Annotated in this window: 14 protein-coding genes and 1 pseudogene; 2 read left to right on the forward strand and 13 right to left on the reverse strand. The window is 66.4% G+C overall.

Features of this window, described 5'->3' with window-relative positions; translation table 11 throughout:
- Positions 1-4: 4 nt before the first annotated feature.
- From ACI766_RS14945 to ACI766_RS14975, 7 genes are all read right to left on the reverse strand, one after another.
- On the reverse strand, positions 5-1,999 hold the full coding sequence (locus ACI766_RS14945; RefSeq protein WP_003116987.1) for an alpha-1,4-glucan--maltose-1-phosphate maltosyltransferase: 1,995 nt from the start codon (positions 1,997-1,999) through the stop codon (positions 5-7).
- A 143-nt stretch (positions 2,000-2,142) separates the two neighbouring features.
- Positions 2,143-3,024 (reverse strand): Ku protein, encoded by an 882-nt coding sequence (locus ACI766_RS14950; RefSeq protein WP_003100825.1) that lies wholly within the window; start codon positions 3,022-3,024, stop codon positions 2,143-2,145.
- A 22-nt stretch (positions 3,025-3,046) separates the two neighbouring features.
- Complete coding sequence (locus ACI766_RS14955) at positions 3,047-3,289, reverse strand: hypothetical protein (RefSeq protein WP_003088922.1); 243 nt, start codon at positions 3,287-3,289, stop codon at positions 3,047-3,049.
- 13 nt (positions 3,290-3,302) lie between these two features.
- Complete coding sequence (locus ACI766_RS14960) at positions 3,303-3,794, reverse strand: MgtC/SapB family protein (RefSeq protein WP_003088919.1); 492 nt, start codon at positions 3,792-3,794, stop codon at positions 3,303-3,305.
- Entirely contained in the window at positions 3,791-3,925 is a 135-nt protein-coding gene (locus ACI766_RS14965; RefSeq protein WP_003088917.1) for a PSPA7_2676 family Cys-rich small protein, read from the reverse strand. Before ACI766_RS14965 ends, ACI766_RS14960 begins: the two co-directional genes overlap by 4 nt.
- 96 nt (positions 3,926-4,021) lie before the next feature.
- Entirely contained in the window at positions 4,022-6,151 is a 2,130-nt protein-coding gene (katE, locus tag ACI766_RS14970; RefSeq protein ID WP_004343460.1) for a catalase HPII, read from the reverse strand.
- Positions 6,152-6,231: 80 nt separating this feature from the next.
- Positions 6,232-6,399 (reverse strand): general stress protein, encoded by a 168-nt coding sequence (locus ACI766_RS14975; protein WP_003088912.1) that lies wholly within the window; start codon positions 6,397-6,399, stop codon positions 6,232-6,234.
- 498 nt (positions 6,400-6,897) lie between these two features.
- Between ACI766_RS14975 and ACI766_RS14980 the strand changes: the two genes are divergently transcribed.
- On the forward strand, positions 6,898-7,296 hold the full coding sequence (locus ACI766_RS14980; protein WP_003100818.1) for a hypothetical protein: 399 nt from the start codon (positions 6,898-6,900) through the stop codon (positions 7,294-7,296).
- 6 nt (positions 7,297-7,302) lie between these two features.
- Here the strand turns inward: ACI766_RS14980 and ACI766_RS14985 are convergent, their stop codons facing one another.
- Both ACI766_RS14985 and ACI766_RS14990 read right to left on the reverse strand, forming a co-directional pair.
- On the reverse strand, positions 7,303-9,741 hold the full coding sequence (locus ACI766_RS14985) for a glycogen/starch/alpha-glucan phosphorylase (protein WP_003100816.1): 2,439 nt from the start codon (positions 9,739-9,741) through the stop codon (positions 7,303-7,305).
- A gap of 52 nt (positions 9,742-9,793) precedes the next feature.
- The gene (locus tag ACI766_RS14990) at positions 9,794-10,081 is read right to left on the reverse strand and encodes a DUF2513 domain-containing protein (RefSeq protein WP_003100808.1); all 288 of its coding nucleotides are present in this window, start codon (positions 10,079-10,081) and stop codon (positions 9,794-9,796) included.
- A 254-nt stretch (positions 10,082-10,335) separates the two neighbouring features.
- On the opposite strand from ACI766_RS14990, the gene ACI766_RS14995 reads away from it, so the two are divergent.
- Complete coding sequence (locus ACI766_RS14995) at positions 10,336-10,512, forward strand: hypothetical protein (protein WP_170945041.1); 177 nt, start codon at positions 10,336-10,338, stop codon at positions 10,510-10,512.
- A 19-nt stretch (positions 10,513-10,531) separates the two neighbouring features.
- On the opposite strand, the gene ACI766_RS15000 is transcribed toward ACI766_RS14995, so the two are convergent.
- From ACI766_RS15000 to ACI766_RS15015, 4 genes and pseudogenes are all read right to left on the reverse strand, one after another.
- Positions 10,532-11,392: an SDR family oxidoreductase gene (locus ACI766_RS15000; protein ID WP_003100806.1), complete on the reverse strand. Its 861-nt coding sequence runs from the start codon at positions 11,390-11,392 to the stop codon at positions 10,532-10,534.
- Positions 11,389-11,936, reverse strand: a pseudogene (locus ACI766_RS15005) (CinA family protein). Before ACI766_RS15005 ends, ACI766_RS15000 begins: the two are co-directional and overlap by 4 nt.
- 10 nt (positions 11,937-11,946) lie before the next feature.
- Positions 11,947-12,186 (reverse strand): metallothionein, encoded by a 240-nt coding sequence (locus ACI766_RS15010; RefSeq protein ID WP_003120196.1) that lies wholly within the window; start codon positions 12,184-12,186, stop codon positions 11,947-11,949.
- Between the two features lie 19 nt (positions 12,187-12,205).
- Entirely contained in the window at positions 12,206-12,421 is a 216-nt protein-coding gene (locus tag ACI766_RS15015) for a PLDc N-terminal domain-containing protein (protein ID WP_003088893.1), read from the reverse strand.
- Positions 12,422-12,443: the final 22 nt, after the last annotated feature.

Raw genomic sequence — 12,443 nt, forward strand, 5'->3', positions numbered from 1 at the left:
CTCCTTATGCGTCGACGCGCCGCACGCGCCAGATGCCGAACGGCAGGTGCCAGGGTTCGATGCGCATCCACTGGACCTTGCCGTGCCAGACCCAGCGATGCCCGTTCATCAGGTCCTCGCCCTGGAGGCTGGCGTCGTCGGGCAGGCCGAACTCCCACAGCGGCAGTTCGAAATGCGCCTCCTGGGCTTCGTGCGGGTCCAGGCAGACCGCCACCAGGACGAAGTTGGCGAGGTCCGCGGTGCGCTTGCCGAAATACAGGATGCGGTCGTTCCAGGCGTTGTAGGCCTGGAACCCGAGGTGCGTCTGCAATGCCGGGTTTTCCCGGCGGATGCGGTTGAGCCGGGCGATCTCGGCGACGATGTTGCCCGGCGCCTGGTAGTCGCGCGGACGCAACTGGTATTTCTCCGAGTCGAGGTACTCCTCCTTGCCCGGCAAGGCCGCCGCCTCGCACAGCTCGAAGCCGGAGTACATGCCCCACAGCCCCGACCCCATGGTCGCCAGGGCGGCACGGATGAGGAAGCCGGGGCGGCCGGAGCGTTGCAGGAACCAGGGATTGATGTCCGGGGTGTTGACGAAGAAGTTCGGCCGGTAGCAGTCGCGCCAGGGTGGCTGGTTGAGTTCGGCGAAGTACTCCGCCAGTTCCTGCTTGTCGTTGCGCCAGGTGAAATAGGTGTAGCTCTGGCTGAAGCCGACCTTGCCCAGGCGCGCCATCATCGCCGGGCGGGTGAACGCCTCGGAAAGGAAGATCACCTGCGGATGGCGGCCGCGCACCTCGGCGATCAGCCACTCCCAGAACGGCAGTGGCTTGGTGTGCGGGTTGTCGACGCGAAACAGCGTCACGCCCTGCTCGACCCAGCCCAGCACCACGTCGCGCAAGGCTTCCCACAGGCTCGGCAGGGCCTGTTCGGCGTAGAAGTCGACGTTGACGATGTCCTCGTACTTCTTCGGCGGGTTCTCCGCGTAGCGCAAGCTACCGTCCGGACGCCAGGCGAACCAGCCGGGATGCTCGCGCAGCCAGGGGTGGTCGGGGGAGCACTGGATGGCGAAGTCCAGCGCCAGTTCCATGCCGTGCTCGCGCACCGCAACGAGCAGCCGGCGGAAATCCTCGCGGTCGCCCAGTTCGGGATGGATCGCCTCGTGGCCGCCCTCCTCGCTGCCGATCGCATACGGGCTGCCGGGGTCGCCGGCCTCGGCACGCAAGGAATTGTTGCGGCCCTTGCGATGGGTGCGGCCGATGGGGTGGATCGGCGGGAAATAGAGAACGTCGAAGCCCATCGCGGCGATCTGCGGCAGGCGCCGGATCACGTCGTCGAAGGTACCGTGGCGTGCCGGGTCGCCGCTTTCCGAGCGAGGGAACAGCTCGTACCAACTGGCGAAGCGCGCCAGCGGTCGCTCCACCTCCACCGGGTATTCGCGGCTGCGCACCAGGTGCTCGCGCGGGCCGACCAGACGCAACAGTTCGCCGGTCTGCGCCGCCAGCCACAGCGCCACCCGCTCCTCGACGCTCTGGCAGGCCTGCAGGCGTTCGGCCAGCGGCGCACAGGCGGCGGCGATCTCCGGACCGCCGCGCTCGGCGCAGCGCTGCAGCAGTTCGTCGCCCTCGCGCAGCTCCAGGTCCAGCGGCAGGCGTGCGCCATGCTTGGCACGCAATTCGCGGCGGTAGCCGGCAAAACGGTCGATCCAGGCCTCGATACGGAAGTACAGGCGGCCGCAGGGCGGCGTGCGCAACTGCGCGCTCCAGAAATCGTTGCCTTCGGGCAGCAGCGGCAGGCGCCGCTCCGCGGTTTCCCCGACACGCCGCCAGACCACCTCGGCACCGAGTACCTCATGGCCATCGGCGAAGATTCGCGCGGCCAGGCGCAGGTCGCGGTCGCTCTCGGTCTTCGCGGGATAGGCACCCTCTTCCACCACAGGGCTGACCGACTCGATGGCGATACGGGGCTGCTGGATGGCGATGACCAGCGGATCATCGTCGCTGTTGCGGACAATCGAACTCATCGAGGCGCGCTCCTCCGGGACGTGGGTTCGGCGATGGGTCGCGAGGCTTCCGCCGGCCTCGAATGGCCGGCGGCGCGGACGGTCATTGATTCCGAGCCCGCCGGCGACCGATTGGTTCAGGTTGATTTACCCAGCGGCTCGCCTCAGGCCTTGCGCCGCGAACGCGAGGCACCGGACTTGGCGCGACCCTTCGCGTCGGCCCCGGCCTTTTCGCTGCCCTTGTCCTTGCCGCCGCCGGCGCGGGAACGCAGGCTGCGCTTGAGCAGGTCGGTGAGATCGATGATGTCGGCGCCCTTGCCGGCCACCTCCTCCTCTTCCTCCACCGCGTGCAGCTGGCCCTTGGCGGCCTTTTCCTCGACCAGCTTCATGATCTTGTCGCTGAAGCTGTCCTTGTATTCGTCCGGCTCCCAGTGGGAGGCCATGTCCTCCACCAGGCGCTTGGCCATCTCCAGCTCGCGCTTGTCGAGTTTCGCCTCGGTGACGCTTTCGTCCAGCTCCAGGCCATCCAGGCTGCGCACCTGCGACGGCCAGCGCAGGGTGATCAGCACCAGGGCGTCCTGCAGAGGCCGCAGGAGCGCCAGGTGCTGGCGGGTGTGCAGGACGACGTTGGCCAGGGCGACCTTGCCGGTGCGCTCCAGGGTCTCCCGGAGCAGCGCGTAGACCTTGCCTCCGCGCCGGTCGGGGGCCAGGTAGTACGGGGTATCGAAGTGCTGCAGGGGAATTTCCTGGCTATCGACGAAAGCGAAGATCTCGATGGTCTGGGTCGACTTGGGATGCGCCGCGCGGATTTCTTCCTCGCTCAGCACCACGTAGCGGCCCTTTTCGTACTCCACGCCCTTGACGATGTTCTCGCGCTCGATCTCCTTGCCGGTGACCTTGTTCACCCGCTTGTAGCCGACCGGCTCCATGCTGCGCTGGTCGAGCCAGTCGAAATCGATGCCCTGCGACGAGGTCGCCGCCGACAGGCTCACCGGTATATGCACCAGGCCGAAGCTGATCGCGCCTTTCCAGATCGCACGCGCCATGCCGGTTTCCTCCTCTTGATGGTTACAGCGTGCCGCCGTCCGCGTAACGCACGCGGCCGTCGGCGGCGATGTCGGTGATGCGCTGGAGCAGGTTGTCGGCGGCGGTCTCGGCGTCGCTCAGGCAACTGCAACCCGGGGTCACTACCCACAGCATGCGTACCGCCGCGCCACGCCGCTTGGGCTGATAGAGGATCAGGCCGACCGGCTGGCAGCGCTCCTGCATCGCGTCGGTCCAGGCGGTACAGGCGTCGAAGTCCTTGAACATGACGGAACTCTCCTCAATGGCTATCGGAAGATGGCGGCGAACGGTTCAGGCAGGCCAGGACATGCAGCACCAGTAGCGCCAGGACCGTCCCGAGCACCGCGGTACCCTGGTGACCGAGTCCGACCGCGACGCCTATGGCGGTGCTGGCCCAGAGTCCCGCCGCGGTGGTCAGGCCCCTGACCCGGCTTTCCCGACCTGCCTTGAGGATGGTGCCGGCGCAGAGGAAGCCGATGCCGGCGACGGTGCCCTGGATCACCCGGCTCAGCGCGTCCGCCCCGCCACCCTGCAATTGCAGCGGCATGACGAACAGCGCCGCGCCGAGGGTTACCAGCATGTGCGTGCGCAGGCCGGCGGCCTTGCCGCTCTGCTCGCGCTCGTAGCCGAGTACCGCGCCGAGCGCCGCCGCCAGCAGCAGGCGCAACGCGGCGCGGGCGGTCTGCTCGAAGTCGGCGAGATCGGCGAACTCCTCGCCGAGGATCTTCCACAACGTCTCCCAGGCGCTCATCGGCGTTGTATCCCGCTGTAGCGCAGGGCACCGCAACGCAGGCAGCGCTCGCAGTCGAAGGTTTCCTCACCCAGTCGCAACGCCGGTTGCCGGCACCAGTCGCAACCGCCTATCAGGCAACGCAAGGTCATCCGGGTCCTCCCGCCGAATCGCTCGGCCAGCCGCCCTTTCCAGCTGTGACCAACGAGACGACGGGAAGGTGCGATCGGATTCGCCAGCGGCGCTCCTCAGGCGGGGATCGCCTTGGTCGCCGCCTCGCGCTGCCAGATCCGGTGCTGCATCAATGCCTGGCGCAGGCCGGGGAAGACATCGGTGGCCGTGGCGCCGAGCACCACGCCGGGGTCGCCAGGCAACGAAAGCTGGCTGGCCAGCGCCTGGGCATCGCCGGCGAAGGCCACTGGCTTCAGGTGCTTGTAGGCTTCCAGCAGGTAGTGCAGGCCGCGTCCGTCAGCGCCGATGGCCTGGCTGCTGGCCGCGCCGCCAGGCACGAAGACCGCGTCGAAGGCTACCGACGGCAGGCCGTCCCAGGTTCCCTCAGGGCTCAGTTCGGCGCCGTTTTCAGCCTGCACCGGCGAAGCGCTGGGCGCGATCAGCTTGGCGTCCGCGCCCTCCTGGCGGAGCGCGTCGCGCAGGTCGCTGACGTCGCTCTCGGCGACGCCGTCGGCGATCAGGATCGCCACCTTGCGCGAACGGATGTCGCCGGACAGCAGGTTCATCTGGCTCAGCGCCGGCGACGGCTTCGGCTGCGGTGCCGGGTTGGCCGGCGCGGCGAGCTGCACACCGACGTTCGCCGCGACCCTGGCGGCCAGTTGCGGATCGATGTTGAGGAGTATCTGGTTGACTTCGCGCTCACGGATCGATTGCCGCTCGACCTTGGACAGTTCGAAGCTGTAGGCGGCGACGATATGCGCCTGCTCGGCCTCGCTCATGCTGTGCCAGAACAATGCGGCCTGGCTGAAATGATCGGCGAAGGAGTCGGCGCGCTTGCGCAGCTTGCTGCCGCTGACCGGCTCGTGGTAGGTGGAGAAGCCGCCGTTGCGCGCCGCCGGCGGGGTTTCCTTCGGCCAGCCGCCGTCGATCGAGTTCGGTTCATAGGAAGCCCGGCCGCGGTTGATGGTCTGCCGGTGCGGCGCGTCGCGCTGGTTGTTGTGGAACGGACACAGCGGGCGGTTGATCGGGATTTCGTTGAAGTTCGGCCCGCTCAGGCGCAGCAGTTGGGTGTCGGTATAGGAGAACAGCCGACCCTGCAACAGCGGGTCGTTGGTGAAGTCGATTCCGGGGACCACGTGGCCGACGTGGAACGCCACCTGTTCGGTCTCGGCGAAGAAATTGTCGGGGTTGCGGTTGAGTACCATCCGCCCCACCACCCTTACCGGCACCAACTCCTCGGGCACCAGCTTGGTGGGGTCGAGCAGGTCGAAGTCGAAGCTGTCCTGCTGGTTCTCCGGGATCACCTGCAGGCCCAGCTCCCATTCGGGATAGTCGCCCTTCTCGATGTCCTCCCAGAGGGTCCGCCGGTTGAAGTCGGGGTCCTTGCCGGCGAGCTTCTGCGCCTCGTCCCAGACCAGCGAGCAGGTCCCGGACTTCGGTCGCCAGTGGAACTTGACCAGCACGCTCTCGCCGGCCGCGTTGACCAGGCGGAAGGTGTGCACGCCGAAGCCCTGCATGTTGCGGTAGGCGATCGGAATGGCGCGATCGGACATCAGCCACATGACCATGTGCGCCGACTCCGGGGTCAGCGAAACGAAGTCCCAGAAGGTGTCGTGGGCAGACGCTCCGGTGGGAATCTCGTTGTGCGGCTCGGGTTTCACCGCATGGACGAAGTCGGGGAACTTGATCGCATCCTGGATGAAGAATACCGGCATGTTGTTGCCAACCAGGTCGAAGTTGCCTTCGTCGGTATAGAACTTCACGGCGAAGCCGCGTACGTCACGCACCGTATCCGCGGACCCGCGCGGCCCCTGCACGGTGGAGAAACGCACGAAGACCGGGGTACGCTTGCCCGCCTCGGCGAGGAAGCCGGCCTTGGTCAGGTCGCTGAGGTCCTCGTAGGCCTCGAAGTAGCCATGCGCCGCCGAGCCACGAGCGTGGACCACGCGCTCGGGAATGCGCTCGTGGTCGAAGTGGGTGATCTTCTCGCGCATGATGAAGTCTTCGAGCAACGACGGTCCGCGCTCGCCGGCCTTCAGGGTGTTCTGGTTATCGGCGATGCGGGTGCCGGTATTGGTGCTCAGGGCCTCTCCGGTGGCGTCCTCGCGATAGGCCTCCAGCTGTTCCAGCTTGGCGTTGCTGTTGCCACGGTCGACGGTGTCGGTGCCGGCCGCCTGGCTGCGCTGCTCGTTATTCTGCTCGCTCATCGGTTTCCTCTCCTCATCCTGGGCATGAAAATGGGGCGGATGCCTCCCTGCTCCGCCCCATTCACTTCACTGCGCGGTTATCAGTTCCCGCCGTGGCTGCGCTGGCCACCTTTCTTGCCAGCCTCGGAGGCCCGCTGCGGATCGTTCTTGAAGTTGCCGCCGCTGGCCTGGCCGCCCTTCTTGCCGGCCTCCGAAGCACGTTTCGGGTCTTCCGCGAAGTTGCCTTTACCACCTTGATGCTGTGCCATTTCTATTTCCTCCGAATAATCTCTTCAGAACAGATTTCATGGACGCATGCGTTGCGCATGCCCTAACTCTGAGAGGGTGTTTCGCCAGTGGTTCAGATTATTTTCAGCGAATGAAAGCGAAGCGCTTTGCCAGCATGTTTCGAGCGCAATCCATAGGGTTCAAAGATCCTTGCCTTATTCCATTGCCAGCATTGACAGGAATCCCCGAATTGCGTCAGATGAAAGCCCGCACATCTCGGAGGAGCACCATGAAACCCTACGAGCATCCGGCCTACAGCGATCCCGTGGTAAGCAACGAAGAACCCGATCGCGATTGCCATGAATGGAATTTCGAACCGGGAGACAGTGATCAGGAACCCTACCCCAAATATCATGGAGCGAATACCGAAGAATGCCCAGGCGGAGGCACTTAATTATTCTTTTCTATTGCAACCCCTGACATTCCGATAGACCCATTCAATAATTAATCGTCGAACTTTAAAACAAATGGAACTCGCCATGGAAAACAGTGACGAAGTGCGATTCCAGCACTATTTCATTTCTCTCGTCGAACAGGTGGCGAAACCGCTTTTCGTCGACTCCTGCGAAGAGGCGCGCAGCTACGGCCTGGACTGCAACGTGGACCTCGACCTCGACGAGGACGGCCATCCTCGCCTGCGCCTGGAAGTCGGCGAGCCGGGAGGCGAGAAAAGCCACTACAGCCTGCTGGCGATTCCCGGCGAGCGGGTCATCCATCGCCAGTACCTGGCCGGGGCCCAGGAATGGCACAGCCTGCCGGCCGAGCTGGCGTCGATCAACCCGATGGTGCTGGACAGCGAGCTGGCGGTATTCTTCCGCCGCGCCTTCGACCTTCGCCTGGAGGGCCCCGAACGCCGTCACCCGGCCGGCTTCTGGTAAGGCCCTTCATAGCTTCCAGATATCCCGGGCGTATTCGCTGATCGTCCGGTCGGCGCTGAACCAGCCGATCCGCGCCACGTTGAGCAACGCCGAGCGCCACCAGCGATCGGGCTCGCGCCAGACTTCCTCGACCCGGCACTGCGCATGCCAGTAGGCCTCGAAGTCGGCGCAGAGCATGAAGCGGTCGTCGTGCACCAGGCCGTCCACCAGCCCTTCGTAGCGGCTGCGGTCGTCGGCCGAGAACAGCCCGCTGCGGATCGCCTCCAGGGCTTCCTCCAGCCGCGGCGAGGCCGCGATCACCCCGCCCATCTCCAGCTCCCCGGCCTGCCGGCGCTGCTCCACCTGCTGGGCGCTGAGGCCGAAGATGAACATGTGTTCCAGGCCGATCCGCTGGCTCATCTCGACATTGGCGCCGTCCAGGGTGCCGATGGTCAGCGCGCCGTTGAGGGCGAACTTCATGTTGCTGGTCCCGGAGGCCTCGAGCCCGGCGGTGGAAATCTGCTCGGAGAGGTCCGCCGCGGGAATGATCGCCTCGGCCAGGCTGACGTTGTAGTTGGGCAGGAACACCAGCTTGAGCAGGCCGCGCACGGTGGGGTCGTCGTTGATGGTGCGGGCGATGTCGTTGGCCAGCTTGATGATCAGCTTGGCCTGGTGGTAGCTGGCGGCAGCCTTGCCGGCGAAGATCTTCACCCGCGGCACGCGGTCGGCGGTCGGGTCGTTGCGGATCTCCTGGTACAGCGCCACGGTGTGCAGCAGGTTGAGCAACTGCCGCTTGTATTCGTGGATACGCTTGATATGCACATCGAACAGCGCTTCCGGTTCGATCGCCACGCCGAGGCTGTCCAGCACCAGGCGCGCCAGGGCGGTCTTGTTCTGCCGACGCTGCTCGGCGAAGCGCGCCCGCAGCCTGGCGTCCTCGACGTGCTCCTCGAGGTCCGGCAGGCGCCGTTCCGGGGTGTCCAGCAGGTCGGCGCCGAGGGTCTCCACCAGCAGCTCGGTCAACCCCGGGTTGGCCTGGAACAGCCAGCGGCGGAACGACACGCCGTTGGTCTTGTTGCTGATGCGCTGCGGATAGAGGCGATGCAGGTCATGGAACACGGTTTCGCGCATCAGCTCGGTGTGCAATGCCGATACCCCGTTGATCTGGTGCGAACCGAGGAACGCCAGGTTGCCCATGCGCACCCGTCGGCCGTGGCCCTCCTCGATCAGGCTGACCGAACGCAACAGGTCGAAGTCGTGGATGTCCTGGGCACGCAGCGCGTCTATATGGAAGGCATTGATCAGGTAGATGATCTGCATGTGGCGCGGCAACAGGCGCTCCATCAGCGCCACCGGCCAGGATTCCAGGGCTTCCGGGAGCAGCGTGTGGTTGGTGTAGGACAAGGTCGCCACGCTCAGCGCCCAGGCGTCCGGCCAGGCCAGTTGGTGCACGTCCACCAGTTGCCGCATCAGCTCGGCGACGGCGATCGCCGGGTGGGTGTCGTTGAGCTGGATCGCCACCTGTTCCGGCAGGCTACGCAGGTCGTGATGATGGCGCAGGTGGCGGTCGAGCAGGTCCTGCAGCGAGGCTGAGACGAAGAAGTACTCCTGGCGCAGGCGCAGTTCCTGACCGGCCTCGGTGCTGTCTGCCGGATACAGCACCCGCGAGATGCTCTCCGCCTTGACCACGTCGACCACCGCGCCGATATGGTCGCCGGCGTTGAAACGGTCCAGTTGCAGGTCTTCCTCAGCGCGAGCGCGCCACAGGCGCAGGGTATTGACGCTGGCACGCCGCCAGCCGACGATCGGCGTGTCGTAGGCGATCGCCCGGATCCGCTCGTCCGGCCGCCAGATGGCTCGGCCACTGTGCTCGCTGTCGACCTGCACGCTGCCGCCGAAGTCGATGTAGTAGCTGACCTCGGGTCGTTCGAACTCCCAGGGATTGCCGAAATCCAGCCAGGTCTCGGTCTGCTCCTGCTGCCAGCCGTCGGTCAGCACCTGGCGGAACAGGCCATGCTCGTAGCGGATGCCATAGCCATGCGCGGGAATGTCGAGGCTGGCCATGCTTTCCATGAAGCATGCCGCCAGGCGTCCGAGGCCGCCGTTGCCGAGCGCCGCGTCCGGCTCCAGGGCAACGATCCGCTGCAGGTCGACGCCCAGCTCGGCAAGGGCCTGGCGGGTTTCCTCGAGCAGCCCGAGGTTGCCGAGGTTGTCCAGCAACAGGCGACCGATGAGGAACTCCAGGGACAGGTAGTAGACCCGCTTGCGCGCGGGCGCTTCACCTTGCGGGGTGGCCTCCTCCCAGTGGTCGATGATGTGGTCGCGCACCGCCAGGGCCACCGCTTCGAACCAGTCGTGCGGGCAGGCGGTGGATGGGTCGCGGCCGACGCTGTAGCGCAGTTTGGCGAGGATGCTGGCTTTCAGGGTCTGGACCGCACTTGGGGTCTGGTCTTGGCTGTCGGGCATCGCCGGGCTTCCTTCCGGCCCGCCGCTGCAGGCCGGTGCTTGCGGGGTTTTCTCAGGCGCTCTTGCGTACCGGCACGGCGGCCGCCGCGCTTTCCTGGCGCAGGCGGTCGAGCAGGTCGTGGCCGGCCAGGGTCAGGTGGTGGACCACCCATTGCTCCTGGCCGGTCCAGGAATGCTGGACGCTGCCGCAGAGCAGTTGCGCCTGGTTGAGCAACTGCAAGTGGTAGGCCACCGCCTCGCGGCAATGACCGGGTAGCTCGCGTGCTTCCCAGTGCTGGCCGAAGCCAAGGCTTTCCAGATGCTCCAGCAGATCCCTGATCAACCCCCAGTCGCGTTTCATCGGCATGCTCCTTGTCTGCGTCGCGGCCGGCCGTTCCGGCTACCTAGAAGCGGAGTCGCGGCGGCCGCGATGGTTCATTCTTTTTCGCCGGCGGCCCGCCTGTCCGCACGACGGAACCGCCGGGCGCCGGCGTCAGTCGGGAGGAATGCCGTTGCCAACGGTCGGTGTGCGGACTGGCGCGAGAGCTGGAGCGCAGCTTCACTGAGCAGTGACCTTTCCCGTATCCCGGCAGGAGCGCTCCGATGCAGGCTTTCATGGTTCATTTCTCAGACGCCGGACAACCCGGCCAGACCGTGCTCACCACTTTCGCGCCAACCCTCAGCACCAGCGAGGCGCACGTTCGCCTGCAACTCTGCTATCCCCTGCTGTTCCCGCAGCGTCTGAGCGCGGTGCGGGTCTACCCCCTGCTGCCGGCGGCGGCACGCGAGTGAACGCGGCCGCCGGGGCGCCTCAGCCGTTGACTACCGTACCGCCGTTGACGTGCAGCACCTGGCCGCTGACGTAGGACGAGTCGTTACAGGCCAGGTAGACGTAGCTGGCGGCCAGCTCTTCCGGCTGGCCGGGCCGGCCCATCGGCGTATCCGCGCCGAAGTGGGCGACCTTCTCGGCGCTGAAGGTGGACGGGATCAGCGGCGTCCAGATCGGGCCCGGGGCCACGGCGTTGACGCGGATGCCGCGGTTGACCAGGTTCATCGACAGCGACCGGGTGAACGAGGTGATCGCGCCCTTGGTCGAGGAATAGTCGATCAGCTGGGGGTTGCCCTTGTAGGCGGTGATCGAGGTGGTGTTGATGATCGCCCCGCCCTTGCCCATCAGCGGCAGGGCCGCCTTGGTCAACTGGAACATGCCGAAGATGTTGGTGCGGAAGGTCTTCTCCCACTGCTCTTCGCTGATGTCCTCCAGGCGCGCCTGCGGATGCTGCTCGCCGGCGTTATTGACCAGCACGTCGAGGCGCCCCCATTTCTGCCTTAGCGTGTCCACCACCTGGCGGCAGAAGCCGGCGTCGGCGACGTCGCCGGCGAACGCCAGGCACTGGCGGCCGAGCGACTCGATGATCTCGCGGGTCTTCGCCGCGTCTTCGTTCTCATCCAGGTAGACCAGCACCACATCCGCCTTCTCGCGGGCGAAAGCCACCGCCACCGCGCGGCCGATACCACTGTCGCCGCCGGTGACCAGGGCCACCTTACCTTCCAGCTTGGCCGCCGGACGGTAATCGGCGGAAACGAACTCCGGCTTCGGCTGCATCTCGCTTTCGTGGCCGGGACGTTGGTCCTGGTGCTGCGCCGGCAGTGTCTGTCGCTGTTCGCTCATGGTGGTTTCCTCTCTGTCGGACGCCTCAGGCGCGTTCGCCGCGCAAGGCGCGTTGATGGAATTCGGGCAGGCGCCGCAGCGCCCAGCGGGTGGCTTCCCGGCGCATCCGCGCGGGGTCGCCGTGGAAGCGCTCGCGGCGCGAGAACAGGGCGAGGCCGGCGGGCAACCGGAAGGCCCAGGCGAAGCACACGGTACCGGGCGGGATGCCGTCCTTCGCTTCACTGCCGAGCAACCCCGTGACCGCCAGCGCGGCGCTCGCCGGACTGCGTTGCAGGGCCGCCCTGGCCATGGCCTCGGCGACCTCCACGCTGGTCAGGTTGAAACGCTCCAGCCAGTTCGGGTCGAGCCCCAGCAGGGCAAGCTTGGCCGCCGGCGAATAGACGACGAAGCCGCCTTCCATCACCTTGCCGCTGCCGGCCACCGCCGACAGTTCGGCGCTGATCTGCCCGGCAGTACAGGATTCCGCAGTGATCAGGCTGAGGTCGGCGCTACGCAGGTAGGTCACCAGACGAGAGGCCTCGTCCGCGAGTTGCAGGTCGGGCATGGCACGCTCCTCAGGGCGAGATCGGGTCGCTGGCGGGAAAGGTCTCCTTCAACGCGTCGTCCAGCTGGCGATCCTCCGCCACCTGGGGCCGGGTAGTGCCGCCACAGGGGCAATCGGCGTCGCGACACGGCTCGCCCTGGGGGTGGCCGCCGGCGCAGGCCGCGCAGCAATAGTGCTGGCCGTCGCGTTCGACGGCATCGGCGCCGGGCTGGCAGGTGCATTTGGGACAGGCACAGGTTTCGCTGTTCATGGGCAATCTCCAGTGGGGTTCACTTGCTGTGTTCCGGCGAGGTCACCGGGCGCAAGCCACGGGGGCCGGTCCAGCCCCAGAGGACCAGGCCGAGCACGGGCAGGAGCAGGATCAGCAGCGACCAGCCGAGTTTGCGACTGGCGGAGCTGTCGCTGCGGAGCACGCTGTTGATGGCCCAGGCATCCACCAGGAGCAACAGGACCAGCAGCGCGAGGATCAGGTAGGCGGTATCCATCGGGGGCCTCCTCGGCATCTCG

The organism is Pseudomonas sp. DL (genome assembly GCF_047199225.1).
Taxonomy (GTDB): Bacteria; Pseudomonadota; Gammaproteobacteria; order Pseudomonadales; family Pseudomonadaceae; genus Pseudomonas; species Pseudomonas aeruginosa.

What these genes read in the sequence shown, in the direction of transcription:
- ACI766_RS14945 (WP_003116987.1), bottom strand. Translation starts at nt 1,999, where the DNA reads ATGAGTTCGATTGTCCGCAACAGCGACGATGATCCGCTGGTCATCGCC.
- ACI766_RS14950 (WP_003100825.1), bottom strand. Translation starts at nt 3,024, where the DNA reads ATGGCGCGTGCGATCTGGAAAGGCGCGATCAGCTTCGGCCTGGTGCAT.
- ACI766_RS14955 (WP_003088922.1), bottom strand. Translation starts at nt 3,289, where the DNA reads ATGTTCAAGGACTTCGACGCCTGTACCGCCTGGACCGACGCGATGCAG.
- ACI766_RS14960 (WP_003088919.1), bottom strand. Translation starts at nt 3,794, where the DNA reads ATGAGCGCCTGGGAGACGTTGTGGAAGATCCTCGGCGAGGAGTTCGCC.
- ACI766_RS14965 (WP_003088917.1), bottom strand. Translation starts at nt 3,925, where the DNA reads ATGACCTTGCGTTGCCTGATAGGCGGTTGCGACTGGTGCCGGCAACCG.
- katE (WP_004343460.1), bottom strand. Translation starts at nt 6,151, where the DNA reads ATGAGCGAGCAGAATAACGAGCAGCGCAGCCAGGCGGCCGGCACCGAC.
- ACI766_RS14975 (WP_003088912.1), bottom strand. Translation starts at nt 6,399, where the DNA reads ATGGCACAGCATCAAGGTGGTAAAGGCAACTTCGCGGAAGACCCGAAA.
- ACI766_RS14980 (WP_003100818.1), top strand. Translation starts at nt 6,898, where the DNA reads ATGGAAAACAGTGACGAAGTGCGATTCCAGCACTATTTCATTTCTCTC.
- ACI766_RS14985 (WP_003100816.1), bottom strand. Translation starts at nt 9,741, where the DNA reads ATGCCCGACAGCCAAGACCAGACCCCAAGTGCGGTCCAGACCCTGAAA.
- ACI766_RS14990 (WP_003100808.1), bottom strand. Translation starts at nt 10,081, where the DNA reads ATGAAACGCGACTGGGGGTTGATCAGGGATCTGCTGGAGCATCTGGAA.
- ACI766_RS14995 (WP_170945041.1), top strand. Translation starts at nt 10,336, where the DNA reads ATGGTTCATTTCTCAGACGCCGGACAACCCGGCCAGACCGTGCTCACC.
- ACI766_RS15000 (WP_003100806.1), bottom strand. Translation starts at nt 11,392, where the DNA reads ATGAGCGAACAGCGACAGACACTGCCGGCGCAGCACCAGGACCAACGT.
- ACI766_RS15010 (WP_003120196.1), bottom strand. Translation starts at nt 12,186, where the DNA reads ATGAACAGCGAAACCTGTGCCTGTCCCAAATGCACCTGCCAGCCCGGC.
- ACI766_RS15015 (WP_003088893.1), bottom strand. Translation starts at nt 12,421, where the DNA reads ATGGATACCGCCTACCTGATCCTCGCGCTGCTGGTCCTGTTGCTCCTG.